General features: G+C 45.1%; 12 protein-coding genes. All 12 read right to left on the reverse strand.

The genetic code is table 11. The features are described 5' to 3' along the window. Positions 1 to 13 precede the first annotated feature (13 nt). The 12 genes from hpsE (RIC07_RS30215) to RIC07_RS30270 all read right to left on the reverse strand — a co-directional run bounded on the left by hpsE (RIC07_RS30215) (position 14) and on the right by RIC07_RS30270 (position 15329). On the reverse strand, positions 14 to 964 hold the full coding sequence (gene hpsE / locus RIC07_RS30215) for a hormogonium polysaccharide biosynthesis glycosyltransferase HpsE (protein ID WP_446397738.1): 951 nt from the start codon (positions 962 to 964) through the stop codon (positions 14 to 16). Positions 965 to 1211: 247 nt separating this feature from the next. Further along, entirely contained in the window at positions 1212 to 3194 is a 1983-nt protein-coding gene (gene htpG, locus RIC07_RS30220) for a molecular chaperone HtpG (RefSeq protein WP_446397739.1), read from the reverse strand. A gap of 85 nt (positions 3195 to 3279) precedes the next feature. Then, positions 3280 to 4194, reverse strand: a complete 915-nt coding sequence (locus RIC07_RS30225) for a sulfotransferase family protein (RefSeq protein WP_446397740.1) — start codon at positions 4192 to 4194, stop codon at positions 3280 to 3282. A gap of 72 nt (positions 4195 to 4266) precedes the next feature. Further along, positions 4267 to 5388 (reverse strand): glycosyltransferase family 4 protein, encoded by a 1122-nt coding sequence (locus RIC07_RS30230; protein WP_446397741.1) that lies wholly within the window; start codon positions 5386 to 5388, stop codon positions 4267 to 4269. Positions 5389 to 5430: 42 nt separating this feature from the next. Beyond that, on the reverse strand, positions 5431 to 6402 hold the full coding sequence (locus RIC07_RS30235) for a glycosyltransferase (protein ID WP_446397742.1): 972 nt from the start codon (positions 6400 to 6402) through the stop codon (positions 5431 to 5433). 33 nt (positions 6403 to 6435) lie between these two features. After that, positions 6436 to 7416, reverse strand: coding sequence for a glycosyltransferase (locus tag RIC07_RS30240; protein ID WP_446397743.1), 981 nt, complete (start codon positions 7414 to 7416; stop codon positions 6436 to 6438). 40 nt (positions 7417 to 7456) lie between these two features. Continuing rightward, positions 7457 to 8587, reverse strand: coding sequence for a glycosyltransferase family 4 protein (locus RIC07_RS30245; protein ID WP_446397744.1), 1131 nt, complete (start codon positions 8585 to 8587; stop codon positions 7457 to 7459). Between the two features lie 14 nt (positions 8588 to 8601). Then, positions 8602 to 9567 carry a hormogonium polysaccharide biosynthesis glycosyltransferase HpsE gene (gene hpsE / locus RIC07_RS30250; protein WP_446397745.1) on the reverse strand — a complete coding sequence of 322 codons (966 nt, stop codon included), beginning with the start codon at positions 9565 to 9567 and terminating at the stop codon, positions 8602 to 8604. Between the two features lie 205 nt (positions 9568 to 9772). Then, positions 9773 to 10756 carry a hormogonium polysaccharide biosynthesis glycosyltransferase HpsE gene (hpsE, locus tag RIC07_RS30255; RefSeq protein ID WP_446397746.1) on the reverse strand — a complete coding sequence of 328 codons (984 nt, stop codon included), beginning with the start codon at positions 10754 to 10756 and terminating at the stop codon, positions 9773 to 9775. Between the two features lie 222 nt (positions 10757 to 10978). Beyond that, complete coding sequence (clpB, locus tag RIC07_RS30260; protein ID WP_446397747.1) at positions 10979 to 13642, reverse strand: ATP-dependent chaperone ClpB; 2664 nt, start codon at positions 13640 to 13642, stop codon at positions 10979 to 10981. Positions 13643 to 13884: 242 nt separating this feature from the next. Then, the gene (locus RIC07_RS30265) at positions 13885 to 14073 is read right to left on the reverse strand and encodes a hypothetical protein (protein ID WP_446397748.1); all 189 of its coding nucleotides are present in this window, start codon (positions 14071 to 14073) and stop codon (positions 13885 to 13887) included. After that, positions 14052 to 15329: a dihydroorotase gene (locus RIC07_RS30270; RefSeq protein ID WP_446397749.1), complete on the reverse strand. Its 1278-nt coding sequence runs from the start codon at positions 15327 to 15329 to the stop codon at positions 14052 to 14054. The genes RIC07_RS30265 and RIC07_RS30270 overlap by 22 nt, the downstream gene beginning before the upstream one ends. Positions 15330 to 15884: the final 555 nt, after the last annotated feature.

Below are 15884 nucleotides of genomic sequence, written 5' to 3' on the forward strand. Positions count from 1 at the left end.
CGGACTCATTTATTTATATTAATCGGCGGCGTTTCAAAACCAAAAACGAACTTATTAAACTTCCCCAAAAAAATTCCAGTTCACAAGCCGCAATTAGATTATTATTTAATTGACCCCGATACTTGAGCAACTGCAAAAAAACTCGACGTAAGCTACCCAAAAAATTGCGAATAACAATCAGCGGTTTTTGCCAAGGTTGAGCATTAACCATCCGTAGCTGACATGTCGCTAATCCACACCCCCGGGAAATAGAGAGTAAATAATCCCGTTCTAAGCGCCAGCGTGGTATTTGATGATAGGTATGCAAATCGGGATGATACCAAATTTCCCATCCGGCTTTATACATATACAGTAAGGGTTCATAATCATCCCCCTGTATCATCACTCCGGGTAATTTACCCGTTAATGTGGGACGCGACGGAACACTCTCACACCAAGCTTTTTTCCGCACCACTAACGAAGCAGCAGGTGGTAATCTCAAGTTTTGCGGCTCAAATTGATGAGGTGTGGAACCATGTTCCCGAATGGCTAAAAAGGCTTGAATGCGCTGGAAATTTTCCGGCGGTTCGACTTCAAACTCCCCATGAATTTGCCCACTAAATGCACCGGCTTGGGGATGTTCTTGGGCAAATAAATAAGCTTGGGCGATCCAATCCGGATTAGGTAAGTTATCATCATCTAAAAATCCAATCAGTTCCCCCTGCGCCTCTTGCACCGCCCGTAATCTAGCAAAAGCGGCGCCCTGTTCCGGTTCAAAAATGTACTTGAAGGGAACACCGGGTAGCCAAGTGGCTTGATACTCCTGCACCACTTGGGCTGTATTATCGCTACTATTATTATCAACAACAATAATTTCCAAAGAAATCTGTTCTAAACCGATTTGCTGTCGGAGTTGATCTAGCAACTTCGGCAAACAGTTAGCGCCATTATAAGTGGGAATGGCTAAAGTAAAGTCAAGAGACATCTGTCCGTTCAAATTATTAAGAACTTAGTCAAATATTTTACAATACGTAAAATATCAAAAAATTTCATCTCATGTATCCTAGTCAGTTATATCATGTCCGGCTGGGCAAGTGCATTTATCATACCCCCCTTCTCCTGTTTCCCTGGCTTTGAGCTGACGTTGACAATCTATCTAAGCAAGAACCCCGACGTCTTAGAGACGTCGGGAATCGGTGTACCTCACTGACTGAAAAAGCTTTATCCCTTCCCTATTTTGCGGTCAACCGCGTCAACACCTGATTTGACCGTTCCACAAACGCCTTCATTCCATTAGCGTCAAAGCCGCGTTGCGCCATTAATGCCAAGTCGTAGACGTGTTGGCAAATTTGATTGGCAAGTTCGCCACTGGGGGATTGACCTACCCCTTGGACAATACTCCCCTGACTAATCTCCACCAAGTTCTCAATCAAGGGATGCGCGGTATTCACGACTAAAATATGCTCCTCTGGAAACTGCGCCGCTTGCTGCTGCAATAGGGCGGTCATATCCTGCAACCGTCGCATGGCTTCCGGTAGCAGTACCATCGCTGGCGGTGTCCCTTGGGGGTCATCGGACTTCAGCGCCTGGGTTTTCACGTTTACCTTGGGCTTATTTATCGCTTGCTCAAATAACTCCTTAATCAGTTCGCTACGAGTCTTATTGGTTTTGGGGTCAACAATATCCGCCGCCTTGTCTTGGTCAACCAGCGTATTATCTAACTCGGAGTCCACCCGCGAGAACTTGACATCCGAATATTCCTGTTCCAGGAAACTGATAAAGTGGGTGTCGATAAACGAGTCCAGATATAGGACTTCTAACCCCTGATTCTTGTGCAGTTCCACATACGTGGCTTGGGCGGCTTCGTCGGTGCAGTAGAAGACGTGGTTTTCGTGCTGGGCTTTGTTGCGCTCTAAATAGGCTTTTAGCGTCGTATAAGTTCGCCCTTGGTCATCCTGATTCACGGCGGCTGAACTCACCTCTTGCCAAGCATCGTCTGCTTGCGACTGCACTTCTACCTCCGGTGTCTCTGCTTGGCTTTGGGACTCCCCAGAATAGGTGGTGCGATACATAATGATATCTTCAACTTGCTTTTTGAACTTATCATTATTCAACGCCCCAAACTTGACAAACGTACCCACATCTTGCCAGCAGCGGATATAGTCTTTGCGTTGCTCAGTATACAGTTGGTTGAGGCGGTCAGCGATTTTCTTGGCGATAAAATCGGCAATCCGGCGCACCGTCCGGTCATTGGTGAGGGCGGAACGGGACACATTGATGGGAATATCCGGACTATCAATCACGCCACGCAAGGGCATGAGGAAGTTGGGAATGACTTCTTCGCAGTTGTCACTGACAAAAACCTGATTACAGAATAGCTTGATATGACCCTTGGTCACATCCACATCCGGCTTCAGTTTGGGGAAATAGAGAATCCCATTTAACAGAAACGGATAATCCGTCTTCAGATGCACCCACAGCAGGGGGTCTTCTTGAAACGGATACAGATAGCGATAAAATTCTAAGTAATCCTCATCCTTGAGATCCCGGGGCGATTGCTTCCACAGTGCTTTGTGTTGATTGAGATCCTCCCCATCCATCTTAATTGGCACTGGCATAAAGTCGCAGTACTTCTTCACCAGTTGGCGAATCCGGGCGGGTTCGACATATTCGGTCTCTTCATCCTGTAGCGTCAGCGTAATCGTGGTTCCCCGTTCCTTGCGAGAGGATTCCGACAGTTCAAACTGGGGGGACCCATCACAAGACCAATGTACCGCCTCAGCCCCGGCTTGGTAGGAGAGGGTATCAATCTCTACTTTCTGTGCCACCATGAAGCAGGAGTAAAATCCCAAGCCGAAGTGACCGATAATCTGCTGGTCAGCGTCTTTTTGGTATTTCTGGATAAACTCTTCGGCGCTGGAGAAAGCGACTTGGTTAATATATTTTTTCACTTCCTCAACGGTCATGCCAATCCCGTTATCGGAAACCGAGAGAGTTTTATTATTTTTATCCAGGGAAATCGTAATTTCCGGTTCTCCCACATCCCCATCCACTTCCCCAGAGTAAGACACCATCTTCAGCTTCTGGATGGCGTCCACGGCGTTAGAAACTAACTCCCGCAAGAAGATTTCGTGGTCGGTGTAGAGCGACTTCTTGATAATGGGAAAGATATTCTCGGTATGAATGGTAATTTTTCCCTGTTCCAGTACAGTCATAGGTCTCTCATGATTAGATTTTAGGTATTCATGATAATTCTGCGGGATTCCCCAGGTGATGGGCGATAGGATTTACCCCCGCCGCCTATTCGGATTTCCCTACCCATTCAGGATAATTGACAACCGAGAGTCGTTCCCGGACATAATCCTGTTGCGGCTCGTCGAAAACCTGGTGGAATTTCCGGGAATTGGCATTGTGAATTGGTTGGTAAACCTGGGATTTCCAGGATTCGGTGTCTAAGACGACCTGTTTGGCGACGGTTTGATAGCCTTGCAGCATCGTTTCCTGATAGTCGATGCCAATAAATGCCGCTAGGTCTTGCAGTACGGCTTGAGGATTGGCGACTAAGGTTTCATAGCTGACCCGTTTATGATTCGGTTTATGTAATTGGTTTTGGGTTAGCTGAATTGACCATATCCATTGCTGAATACAGGCATCTAAACTATGGCGATAGCGTTCTCCCCAATTGGCATAGGTATTAACAGCTTCATACATGGAGGCAATCACATCTTCCCCGTTCCGAACCAGATGAATAAATTTCGGGTCGGGGACATATTTTTCAATAATATCGATATAACTCAAATGATGGGGGGATTTTTCCAGCCAATAAGATTTCTGCTGTTCTAAGGCTAAGGTATCCAAGATTTCAATAAACGCTTGAGTTTTTTGCTTCATCCACCGACCTCGCCAGGGGAAATTTTTCCTAAACTCTGAGCGACCAATTGTGTCGATAAATTTATTCACTCGCAATCTAAATTTTGGCGAGGCAATCCCTAATCCTACCCGACAATCGCTGATCAAGTTTTCCAGTCGGTCTTGGAGAGTCAGGGGCGGTTGACCAAATAACCGACGCTCTAGTTGTTGGGTTAAATCTAAAAAGAATTGAGTTTCTGGAAAAGAGGCGACTTGAGGATGAGCCGCTAATAGGGTTTGTAATAATGTTGTGCCGGAGCGGGGACATCCAACCAGAAAGAGTCGCGACTTAATCAAGTTAGCCATTCGCTGTATCAATAATTGTTTAATGTCTTATAACGGTATTAAAACAGGTTAGGACATAGACTAACTGATGTCCTAACGTATCTCCGTAGTGCTATAGGTATTCATTGCCATTTGATAGACCTCTAGGGTTTTCTTCCCGATCCCATTCCAATCGAGTTGATCGCAAACCTTAATTACAGACTCGCTCAGCTCATCCAGAATAACATGCTTGCTTTTTTCCAGCGCCTTAATTAATCCTTGTTCATCCTCTGGATCATATAACAACGTATCCGCGTCTTTCATCGTTTCGGGAATCCCTCCGAGTCGAGGAGCGATAATCGGTTTGGCGTAAGACATTGCCAAAATTAAACTGCTAGAGTTTAAGATTTTATCAAAGGGTAAAACCACTATATTGGCGGCACTAAAGAAAAGATGGAGTTTACTATTGTCGATGTATTCGGGATAGAGGCGAATGGTACTTATCCCTTCCACCTGTTGGTTGAGTTTATTTTTATAAGCTTCATCTTGAGGCTTACCCGCAATGACAAGTAAACTATCATCACTAGTCCAGTTTTGCCATGCCTGAATTAATTTTTCTATCCCTTTATAGGGTCTAAGCAAGCCAAAATGAAGGTAAATTCGCCTAGTTCCAGGTAATCCCAATTCTGCTCTTGCTAGGATTGGATCAATCAGAGGATGATAAATATCCCGATAATGTCCAATCGGTATCGCTGTGGCTTTTGTCGGAGCAAAACCATACAGTTGAGCCACAGACTCTAACGTCGATTGGCTATGAAAAATAAGCCGATCAACCCATTGAGCAACCCAACTTCTCGTCCAACGTTCTAACCGAGGAAACTTAGACTCATGAGCCATGGCATTATGCACCGTCCAAACAATTTTTACACCAGCCAAACGAGTACAAACAATATCCAGAATAAATTTTAGCGATCGCCACAATTGCTTCAGTTGAGAATAACTTTCAATATACTCATGAATCCAATGAAGATGAACAACCTGATAAGAATTTTTTGGATTTTTCCAGGCTTGAATCACAGCCGCCCGAAATATAGGAAATGTTTTGACGTAGGGATAGCGCCAAAACTCAACGGTTACGCCCTGCTTTTCTAATGCCTCCGCTAGAAGGCTTTGATAGGGATTTGGATACCGAAAATCCGGCATAATTAAAACATGGAGGCTTGGTGAATTCTTCAATTTCATCCCCAGAACGGATTGAACTATCGTCTACAGTTTAAATTATTTTGGCTCGGATGGAAGAACTGAACTACCATTTTTTGAGAATAACCGAGCCTGTTGTGGCGGCAGTAGGAGCCATAAGATAATTTTAAGCAAGATGACAACCATTAATTTTTTTCGCTGCCACAGCAGATGAGGATAAGCGCTAATAGTATACCAGTAATACTGGGCAGCTAGCCAACCTTTGTGGCGATTCGGCAAACTGTCCAATACTTTAAAGGTTAAATACTGGTAAAGCTTAGCGATGCTTTGTTTTTTGAGGTGCTGTAGGGAATCAGGCGCTTGAGCAAAGGCTTTGTCAATTACTTTTAAACATTCTTTGGCTTGGGTTTCAATATTAGACGAGACTGAATACTCTGAAATCCGATATAAATTATGCGGGTATGGCACCAGGGTAAAAGGATACCGTGCGGCTAGGCGCAACCACATATCCCAATCCTCAGACCCCCAAAGTGACTCATCAAAGTAACCAATTTCCTGCAATGCTTGGCGGCGAATTAACGGGTTTGAGCCATTGTGTAAAAAATTACTAACTAATAGTTTGGCATAAACATCTCCAGTCTCGGTAATCCGCTCATCTGGATATAAAAATTGACCGGATTTATTGATATAATCTGTCCAACTATAAGCAACCGCCGCTTGCGGATTAGCGTGCAAAGCGTTTAATTGAGCCTCTAATTTAGCCGATGTCCAGAGATCATCCGCATCGAGAAATGTAATAAATTCACCCCTGGCGTGGTCAAGACCTCGATTGCGACTCACGGCTGGTCCCCTGTTGGTATAGGAGAAGACTTTGATATGGGGACAATTAAAACTCTCAATTATGTCTAATGTTTTATCTTGAGATCCATCATTAATGACAATAATTTCAAAATCTTGAAAGGTTTGGTTTAAGATGGATTTGATCGTTTCTTTAATAGTAATTTCGCCGTTAAAAACGGGAATAATAACCGATATAGTTGGTCTATCCATTTTCTGTTTATAAAATTAATAATACTGACGAAATCAAGAGAATTTCAAATAACCTAATAATGTTGTGGTATTAAAAATCCGATCAAATCTAGTAAAAAATCGTTGCGTCTGTTGAGATGGTAATATCAGGGTTAGGGCAATCTTAAATAATACCTTCCCCAAAACCCGTCTTCGCAGCAGAAACGGATCATTTCTGAGCGCTAATCCCAGAAATCGCGCGGCGGCTAGACTGTTGGCTCGGCTAGGAATTCCTTCCAGAGCTTTACTCGTCAGATATTTGTAAAGATTAGCCAGGGTTAGCCGTTTCAAATTCTGTAAGGATTCAGGAACTTGCGTGAACGCTCGTTCAATCATGATTAAACAGCCTTCTTCCTGCTTGAAAACGTCAGAGGAGGCTGAATCGGGAGAGATTCGATATAAAACTTGAGGAGATGGCACCGCCACGAAGTCATAGGAGGAAGCCAATCTTAGCCACATATCCCAATCTTCTCCATGAGTCAGGGACTCTTCAAATCCCCCCATTTCCACTAACGCCGTTCGACGAATTAAGGGGTTAGAACCATTTTCCAAAAAATTAATAACTAAGAGGGTTTTGTAGACATCACCATTCAACTGAACGTAAAACCCTCGACGTAGTAGTTTACCCCTTTCATCAATAGAATTTGTCCAGCTATAAGCCACAGCCGCTTGCGGATTGGCTTGCAGCGCGTTAAATTGAGATTCAAGTTTATCTGGAGTCCATAAGTCGTCAGCATCAATAAAAGAAATATAGTCTCCAACCGCCTGACAAATTCCCCGGTTGCGACTCACCGTCGGTCCAGCATTAGGGTAAGAAAATAGGTAAATTCGAGGGTCTGGGATACTTTCAACAATCTCTAAAGTCGCATCTTGAGACCCATCGTTGATGATAATTAACTCAAAGTCAGTAAAGGTTTGGTTTAAAACCGATTGAATCGTTTCTTTTATGGTTTTTGCCGCATTGTAGGCTGGAATTACGACGGATATTTTTGGCATAGATCTTAAGTTTATTCATCAATAAACTAAGGGTAAACGTTCATTTTTTAACAAGGTTTAGCATAATTTGCTCAACCCCGTTCACGGTTCTATCCAAGTTGAAATGTTCTACAATATGGTTACGGCATCGGTGAGACAAAGTCGGGTCTGTTTCACGCCACTTTATAACTTTGGTGAGTACAGTTGATAAATCCTGTTCATTCCCTGCCTCAAATAAGCCAACTTTAAATTCTCCCGTTAAAATTTCGGGAATTCCTCCAGTACAACTGCCGATAACTGGCGTACCACAAGCCATTGATTCAATAATTGATCGCCCGAATGGTTCAGAATCTAGACTCGGTAGAACGGTAACATCACTAATTTGATAAACCCAAATTGGATTCTCTAGGTGTCCGGTAAATTTAATCGCTGTTTTTACTCCTAGTTCATCGGCAATTTTTTCCAGATAGTTTTGATAATTTAAATTTTCAAGATAAGGTTTACCCGCTATTAATAAAATAGCATTGATCCCTGCTTTTAAGACAGACTTAAACCCACGAATGAGAGTTTCTAATCCCTTAGATTTATCCAGTCTTCCCACATAAGCTATTACTTTTGTCCCTTGATCAATACCCCATTGATTCTTAACTAAAGACGAGTTTTCGGCTAGAGTGAATAATGTCGGTTTAATTCCATTATAAACTACGGTTATTTTATTTTCGGGAAATCCTTGATTAACCCAATCCTGTTTCGTCTGATGGGAAATCGCAATAAATTGCTTGACACTTTTAAGACCAAATCTCCATTTTTTATACATCGTTTGTGGAGGTGGGTGGCGGAGGTGACACAGGAGAGGAATATTTTTGAATAACGCTAAAGCGCTAGCAAACAGACTGTCATGGTACTGATTGATATAGACAATATCCCCACGGATGTTATAGATTTTGACGAGGTTACTCCCTAAACGGAATAGAACGTGAGTTGTTAAAGATTGATCATGACTGATTTTAAACGTGTTGATTTGAATGACTTGATCACAAAACTTCTGATAATCGGGTAGTAAATCTCCTTCTTTGGCATAAAGCAGATGAATATGATGTCCCCGCTGATATAAACTATAGCAAATATCTAGTGTACTTCGTTCTTTGCCGCCAACTGTTGATGGATTTTCTTCTAAAACTAAAACATGCATAGTTTACATCAACCTTATATTTTGTACTTTTTAAATAGAAAAAAGCAACTCATTAAACTTCCCCAAAAAAATTCCATTTCACAGGCAGCAACGAGATTGGTTTTAAGTTGATTTCGATATTTGGCGACATGAAGGACAACTCGACGTAAATTTCCTAGAAATGTGCGGATAAAAATTATGGGTTTTTGCCAAGCATTGGCATTGATCATCCGCAATTGACATGTGGCTAAACCACAACCCCGACAAATAAAGAGTAGATAATTCCGTTCTAATCGCCAGTGGGGTATTTGATGATAAGTATGCAAATCTGGATTATACCAAATTTCCCACCCAGCTTTATATATGTACAGTAAGGGTTCATAATCATCCCCCTGTATCATCACTCCGGGTAATTTACCTGTTAATGTGGGACGGGACGGCACAGTTTCACTCCAGGCTTTTTTCCGCACCACCAATGAAGCCGCTGGCGGTAATCTCAAATTTTGCGGTTCAAATTGATGGGGTGTGGAACCATGTTCTCGAATCGCTAAAAAGGCTTGGATACGTTGAAAATTTTCCGGCGGTTCGACTTCAAAGTCTCCATGAATTTGCCCACTAAATGCACCCGCTTGGAGATGTTCTTTGGCAAAGGTATACGCTTGGGCTATCCAATCGGGATTGGGTAAGTTATCATCATCTAAAAATCCAATTAGTTCCCCCTGTGCTTCTTGTACTGCCCGTAATCTGGCAAACGCCGCCCCCTGTTGCGGTTCCAGGATGTACGTTAAGGGAACATCGACTAGCCAATTCCCTTGATACTCATGTACCACTTGGGCGGTATTATCTGTACTGTTATTATCAACAACAATTATTTCCCAGGAAATCTGGTCTAAATCGGTTTGCTGTCGCAGTTTCTCCAACAGCTTCGGCAAACGGCTGGCACCATTATAGGTGGGAATCGCTACTGTAAAGTCTATAGACATTGTTTGGTCATTGGTCATTTGTCATTGGTCATTTGTCATTTGTCATTGGTTATTTGTCATTTGTCGCAGAATACTGGTAATCTTTTGGGGCGGGTTTAGTTATATTAGCTTGTTAAAGCAAACGTTAGTAGTAAAACCCGCCCCTACAATTCCCTTTTTTTCTCCTGCTCCCCCTGCTCACCTTAATTAAGCCGGATTGAGGGGTGAGTTTATTTCTGCCCACCTACTTGCCTTTCAGGGTAATGATTTGGTTCGGGCGATTGAAATAGCCATTTTTGTATAAATAGAATGGACTCTCTAAACTACTCAAAACGAGTTGCCATTGACAAGCGGCGACTAAATCGGATTGAAGTTTACCCTGATATTTAAGGCTGTGAATAATGAGTTTCCGCAAGTCGTTAACTGTATAGGCGAAAAAGGCTAAGGGGCGTTGCCAAGGTTTGACGCTTAACATGCGGGTGACAAAACGGCTGAGTCCAATGCCGCGCATAAAGGGAATTAAATAGTCTCGTTCTAAGCGTTTTTGGGGAATTTTATGGTCAATTTCCATGGCTGGATTATACCAAATTTCCCAGCCGTTGAGCTGCATATAACTTAACATTTCCAAGTCTTCCCCGGTGAGCATATTTCCCTGAATTCTGCCTGTTAAAATCAGTTGATTTGGAACACTGTCTAGATACGCTTGTTTGCGAATGACTAATCCGGCGGAAGGGGGTAATAACTTTTGACGGGATTCGTAGCGAAAGGGTTGATCGCCGCGTTCTGCGATCGCTAAAAAGGGTAAGATAGGTCGTAAGCTGTCTGGAGGCGGTACTTCAAAGTCGGGGTGGATTTGACTGCCATACGCCCCCGCCTGGGGATAGGCTTGAGCAAAGGCAACGGCAGCAGCCACCCAGTTTAGGGCGGGAATATTATCATCATCTAAAAAGCCAATTAGGGAGGCTTGGGCTTCCTTAACGGCTAACTGGCGGGCAAATCCTGCCCCTTGTCTGGCTTCAACGCAGTATCGTAGGGGAATGTCGGCAGACCAGTTTTCCTGATACGCTTTAACAATCTCAGCCGTATTATCGGTACTGTTATTATCAATAACGATAACTTCCCAGCGAATTGATTCTGTACCCGTTTGGCGGCGCAGTCGTTCTAATACTTCGGGGATTCGGCTTCCGCCATTATACGTGGGAATCGCGACGGTGAAGGTAAGGGACATAACAAGTCACTTTTGCCTAGTTGAGAAGACAATCGGTTTAAGTGTTTGTAGTTAGTGCTGAGGCACTGATGGCGCTAATGATGGCGCTAAAGCGCTTACTACGAACGTTTAAAGTTTTTTGATAGAGATGCCCCTGTCCTGGATTCTGATCCTAACTGAATAGTAGCGGAATTCGGGAGAGATTCTCCTAAAACTTTAATGAAGATTTTTTACGAAACCCGTTCAATGTACCGATTGCGGTTCCGGCAAATTTACTGCCTCCTTTTTCTCAAAGGTGAGGGTATTATCCACACAATGAACGAGAATTGTATCTCCCGCCCCAAATGTGTTTTCTAATAACTTCGTGGCAATTGGATTTTCCAGTTCCCGTTGGATTGCCCGTTTCAGAGGACGCGCCCCATAGACTGGATCATACCCGACATTCACCACATAGTCTTGCGCCGTCGATGACAGTTCAATGGAGATTTTCTGATCCGCTAACAACCGTTCAATCCGTTTCAGTTGAATCTCGACAATTTGCCGCAGTTCCTTGCGCGTCAAGGTATGGAAGATAATAATATCATCGACACGATTGACGAATTCGGGGCGAAACTGCTTTCTCAAGGCATCAGTTACCCGTTTTCGCATCTCCTCATACTGGGTATCATCCCCTGCCACACTGAGAATATGATCACTGCCAATATTACTGGTCATGACAATAATCGTATTGCGGAAATCCACGGTTCGCCCTTGGGAGTCGGTAATGCGTCCGTCGTCAAGGACTTGTAATAAAATGTTAAAGACATCCCGGTGTGCCTTTTCCACTTCATCTAGCAATACCACCGAGTAAGGGCGGCGGCGAATGGCTTCGGTGAGTTGTCCCCCTTCTTCATAGCCCACATATCCGGGAGGCGCACCCACCAATCGGGAAACGGCGTGTTTCTCCATATATTCGGACATATCAATCCGCACCAATGCCTCCTCACTGTCAAAAAGGAACTGTGCCAAAGCCCGCGCCAATTCCGTTTTACCCACACCTGTGGGTCCCAAGAAGAGGAATGAACCGATGGGGCGTCCGGGATCTTTCATCCCCGCCCTAGCGCGACGAATGGCGGCGGCGACGGCTTCCACGGCTTCTCCTTGTCCAATTACTCGTTTATGCAGATGTCCTTCTAACTGCAAGAGTTTCTGGCGTTCCGACTCCAGCAATCGTTTTACCGGAATCCCTGTCCACTTGGCGACAATTTCGGCAATATCGGCTTCGGTAACTTGTTCCCGGAGTAAGGCGGAACCCTTCGCCTGGAGTTCCATCATCATCGTCTCTTTTGCCTCGCGATCGTGCTGGAGTACCTCTAATTGTCCATACTTAAGCTGGGCGGCTTGATTTAAATCATAAGCGCGTTCGGCTTGCTCAATTTTAACCCGGAGTTGGTCTTCTTCTTTTTTCAGGTCATTAATTTCTTCTAAAAGTTGTTTTTCCGACTGCCATTGTCCGTTAAGCTGTTGGTGATTGGTTTCGAGTTGTTCAATCTCTTGTTCAATCCGGGCTAACCGTTCCTGAGACGACTGATAAGCACTGCTAACGGCGGCGACACCCTGACGCTGACTTTCGGCTTCTAGGGATAGCTTTTCCATCTTTAGCTGCATCAGCCTGCGATCAATGGCTTCGAGTTCCACGGGTTTGGAGGTAATCTCCATTTTCAGCTTAGCGGCGGCTTCATCGACTAAATCAATGGCTTTATCGGGCAAAAAGCGATCGCTAATATACCGATTCGATAGGGTGGCGGCGGCGACTAAGGCGGAGTCAGTAATCGTCACATTATGGTGAACTTCGTAACGTTCCTTAAGTCCCCGTAAAATAGAAATCGTATTGTCCACCGTCGGCTGTCGTACCAGTACCTGTTGAAACCGTCGTTCCAAGGCGGCGTCTTTTTCAATATGCTTGCGGTACTCATCTAAGGTTGTCGCCCCAATACAGCGCAATTCGCCTCGCGCTAGCATGGGTTTGAGTAAATTCCCGGCATCCATTGTTCCTTGACCTGATCCGGTACCGACAACCGTGTGCAATTCATCAATAAACAGGACAATATGCCCATCAGACTGAGTAACTTCCCGTAAGACGGCGCGGAGTCTGTCTTCAAACTCTCCTCGATATTTCGCCCCAGCAATTAAACTCCCCATATCCAGGGAAATCAACTGGCGTTCTTTGAGGGATTCTGGCACATCTCCATTAATTATCCGTTGTGCCAATCCTTCTGCGATCGCGGTTTTACCGACACCGGGTTCCCCAATGAGTACCGGGTTATTTTTAGAACGTCGGGATAAGACTTGCACCACTCGACGAATCTCTTCATCCCGCCCAATTACCGGATCAAGTTTCCCGGCTTTGGCTTGTTCGGTCAAATCCCGCCCAAATTTCTCTAGCGCTTCATAGCGGGATTCCGGACTTTGATCGGTGACTTTTTGCGAACCCCGAATTGCTTTAACGGCGGCTTCGAGTTTGGTACTATCCAGGTCAAAGCTTTTAAACAAACGGCGTCCGATGCGTTCATCGGCAGCTAATCCCAAAAGTAAATGCTCAACCGCAATATAGTCATCTTGCAGGGCGACTCTGGATGCCTCGGCATTATCCAGCATAATATCCAAGCCTCGCCCCAGGTAGAGTTGGTCAACATTATTCACCTTAGCTTGGCGATTGGCAAAGGCTTCTAGCTGCTGCTTAAATGTCGGCACATCCACCGTCACCCGTGAGAGAATCCGGGCGGCTAACCCCTCTTGTTCCAAGAGTGCGATCGCCACATGTTCAACTTCTAGCTGTTGATTGCGACAGCGGCGGGCAACGTCTTGGGATTTAACGATCGCTTCCCAGGCTTTGTCGGTAAATTTGCTGGCGTCGGTGGGCTGCATGAGTGGTTATCTAGTGATCGAGTCTTGCTTGATTGAATAGTATCTCCCAGTGGCAGTATAACAATATAAGTAGCCCACGGCTTGACACGGTTTGATCTTTACGATCAGCTTCACTGGTATTTAAGGCAATCGTTCTCATTAAAGGCAATAGATAATAAATTTTTGATCTTTTCCAAAAATTGAAAATAAGTGGGTTTATAAAGTTATGTATTTAAATGTTATATTTCAAGGGAAGCATAGCCTCAACCGAGACATTTCCTTATCGAACTGGGTAACGAAAGGGCGGGTTTAGTTAAGTTATCGGTTTGGCGCCATAAGTTATCCGTCAAACCCGCCCCTGCTTCCCCTGCTTCCCCTGCTTCCCCTGCTTCCCCTGCTTCCCCTGCTTCCCCTGCTTCCCCTGCTTCCCCTACTTCCCCTGTCCTGACCACGTTTGAACCGTGCGCCCCCTAATCTTTTGCCCAAACCACGGTGTATTCCTGGAGAGGGATTTCAGGGTATCTTGTGCTACTGTCCAACCCTGCTGCGGGTCAAATAACACCAGTTCGGCGGGTTGCTCATTGGCAATTTTGGCGGGGGATTGACCTAGACAAAACGCTGGATTTGTGCTAATAGTTTGCCACAGTTGCAATGCTGAACATACGCCCGTTTCCACTAAATATTGCCAAAGTAGGGGTAACGCTAACTCTAAACCAATAACTCCAGGGGGCGCTTCGGCAAAGGCAACGGTTTTCTCTTCGTAGGTGTAGGGGGTATGATCAATGGCAATGGCATCAATCACGCCATCCCGAATTCCTTCGACTAAGGCGATTCGGTCATCGGGATTGCCTAATGGGGGGTCTAAGCGTAAATTGGGATTATAATTGCTTACATCTTGAGTATCCAGCAGCAAATGCATCCAAGAGGTACTCGCGGTTACTGGAACCCCTCGTGCTTTCGCTGCTTGAATCAGTTCCACACCGCGACGGGTTGATATCCGCATCAAATGCACCGGAGTCGCGATCGCACTGACTACTTCTAAGATGGCAGATAATGCCGTTGATTCTGACATGGCGGGATTTCCAGGGATACCAAACCGGATAGAATTTGCCCCTTCCCGCATCACCCCATTTCCCTTTAACTTCGGGTCACACGCCCACAACGCCACCGGGATTGGCAACGGGTGCAGGTATTCTAACACTCGCCGCAGTAAAGCCAGATTCGATAGGGGACGCCCATCGGCAAAACCCACGACGCCTGCGGCGGCTAACTCAGCTAGTTCCGTCATCTGTTGTCCTGCCACGCCTTGGGTTATCGCACCCCAATAATATAGGTGAGGAGAAGAGTGGCTGGGATGGGAACGTTCCTGCTGGCGCACACGGGCAAGTCCAGAGGGATTGTCTAACGGTGGTACTGTATCCGGCAAAATCGCTAATCGGGTAAAGCCTCCAGCCGCCGCCGCCGTGAGAAGTGATGTCCACGTTTCTCGTTCCTCATATCCGGGTTCCCCCGAATGACTGTAAAGATCAACTAAGCCAGTCCCTAAAATTAGACCTTGGCAATCCCGCACCACAGTATCACTTGACCACTCCGCAATTTTTGGTGCAACAGCCTTGATGATGCCGTCTGTAATTAGCACATCAGCGAGTTGGTCGGTTCCAGACACCGGATCTAAAATCCGGACTTGTTGCAGTAGTTCATTAGTCATGGGAAACACACAATTGGGGATTTAAGGACGGAGGGTTCAGTTGGTCATTTTTCGGTTGCCACAACAGCGAAATACTGGACAAATCAGAAATCCCCGGATCGGACAATTGTTGCTTGTTGAACAAAGTCAAGAATATTAGCCGTGCGGAGAGCATTTGTCAAGGCAAGTGTTCCAGGCAAACGTCATGATCGAGTGACAAAAACTCAGGATCAAGAATGGCTTACCTTATTTCTATACCGAGATGTATTGCAGCGGAAGACCGATAAATAGATGAACCTCCCGAAACGCTAATGCTGTAAACACTTCTGGTGTAGAGAATTTCGTCTAACGGCTGTAGACTTTATTAAAAATTCACACAATCTGGAGTGTTATCCTGCCACAGTCTTTCTATTTGAATCTCTTATATCTGCTATACAGGGAACAGGGAACAGGGAACAGGGAACAGGGAACAGGGAACAGGGAACAGGGAACAGGGAACAGGGAACAGGGAACAGGGAACAGGGAACAGGGAACAGGATAGTGTAGAGACGTAGCATGCTACGTCTCTACACCCCC

The organism is Coleofasciculus sp. E1-EBD-02 (assembly GCF_040218245.1).
Taxonomy (GTDB): Bacteria; Cyanobacteriota; Cyanobacteriia; order Cyanobacteriales; family Coleofasciculaceae; genus Coleofasciculus.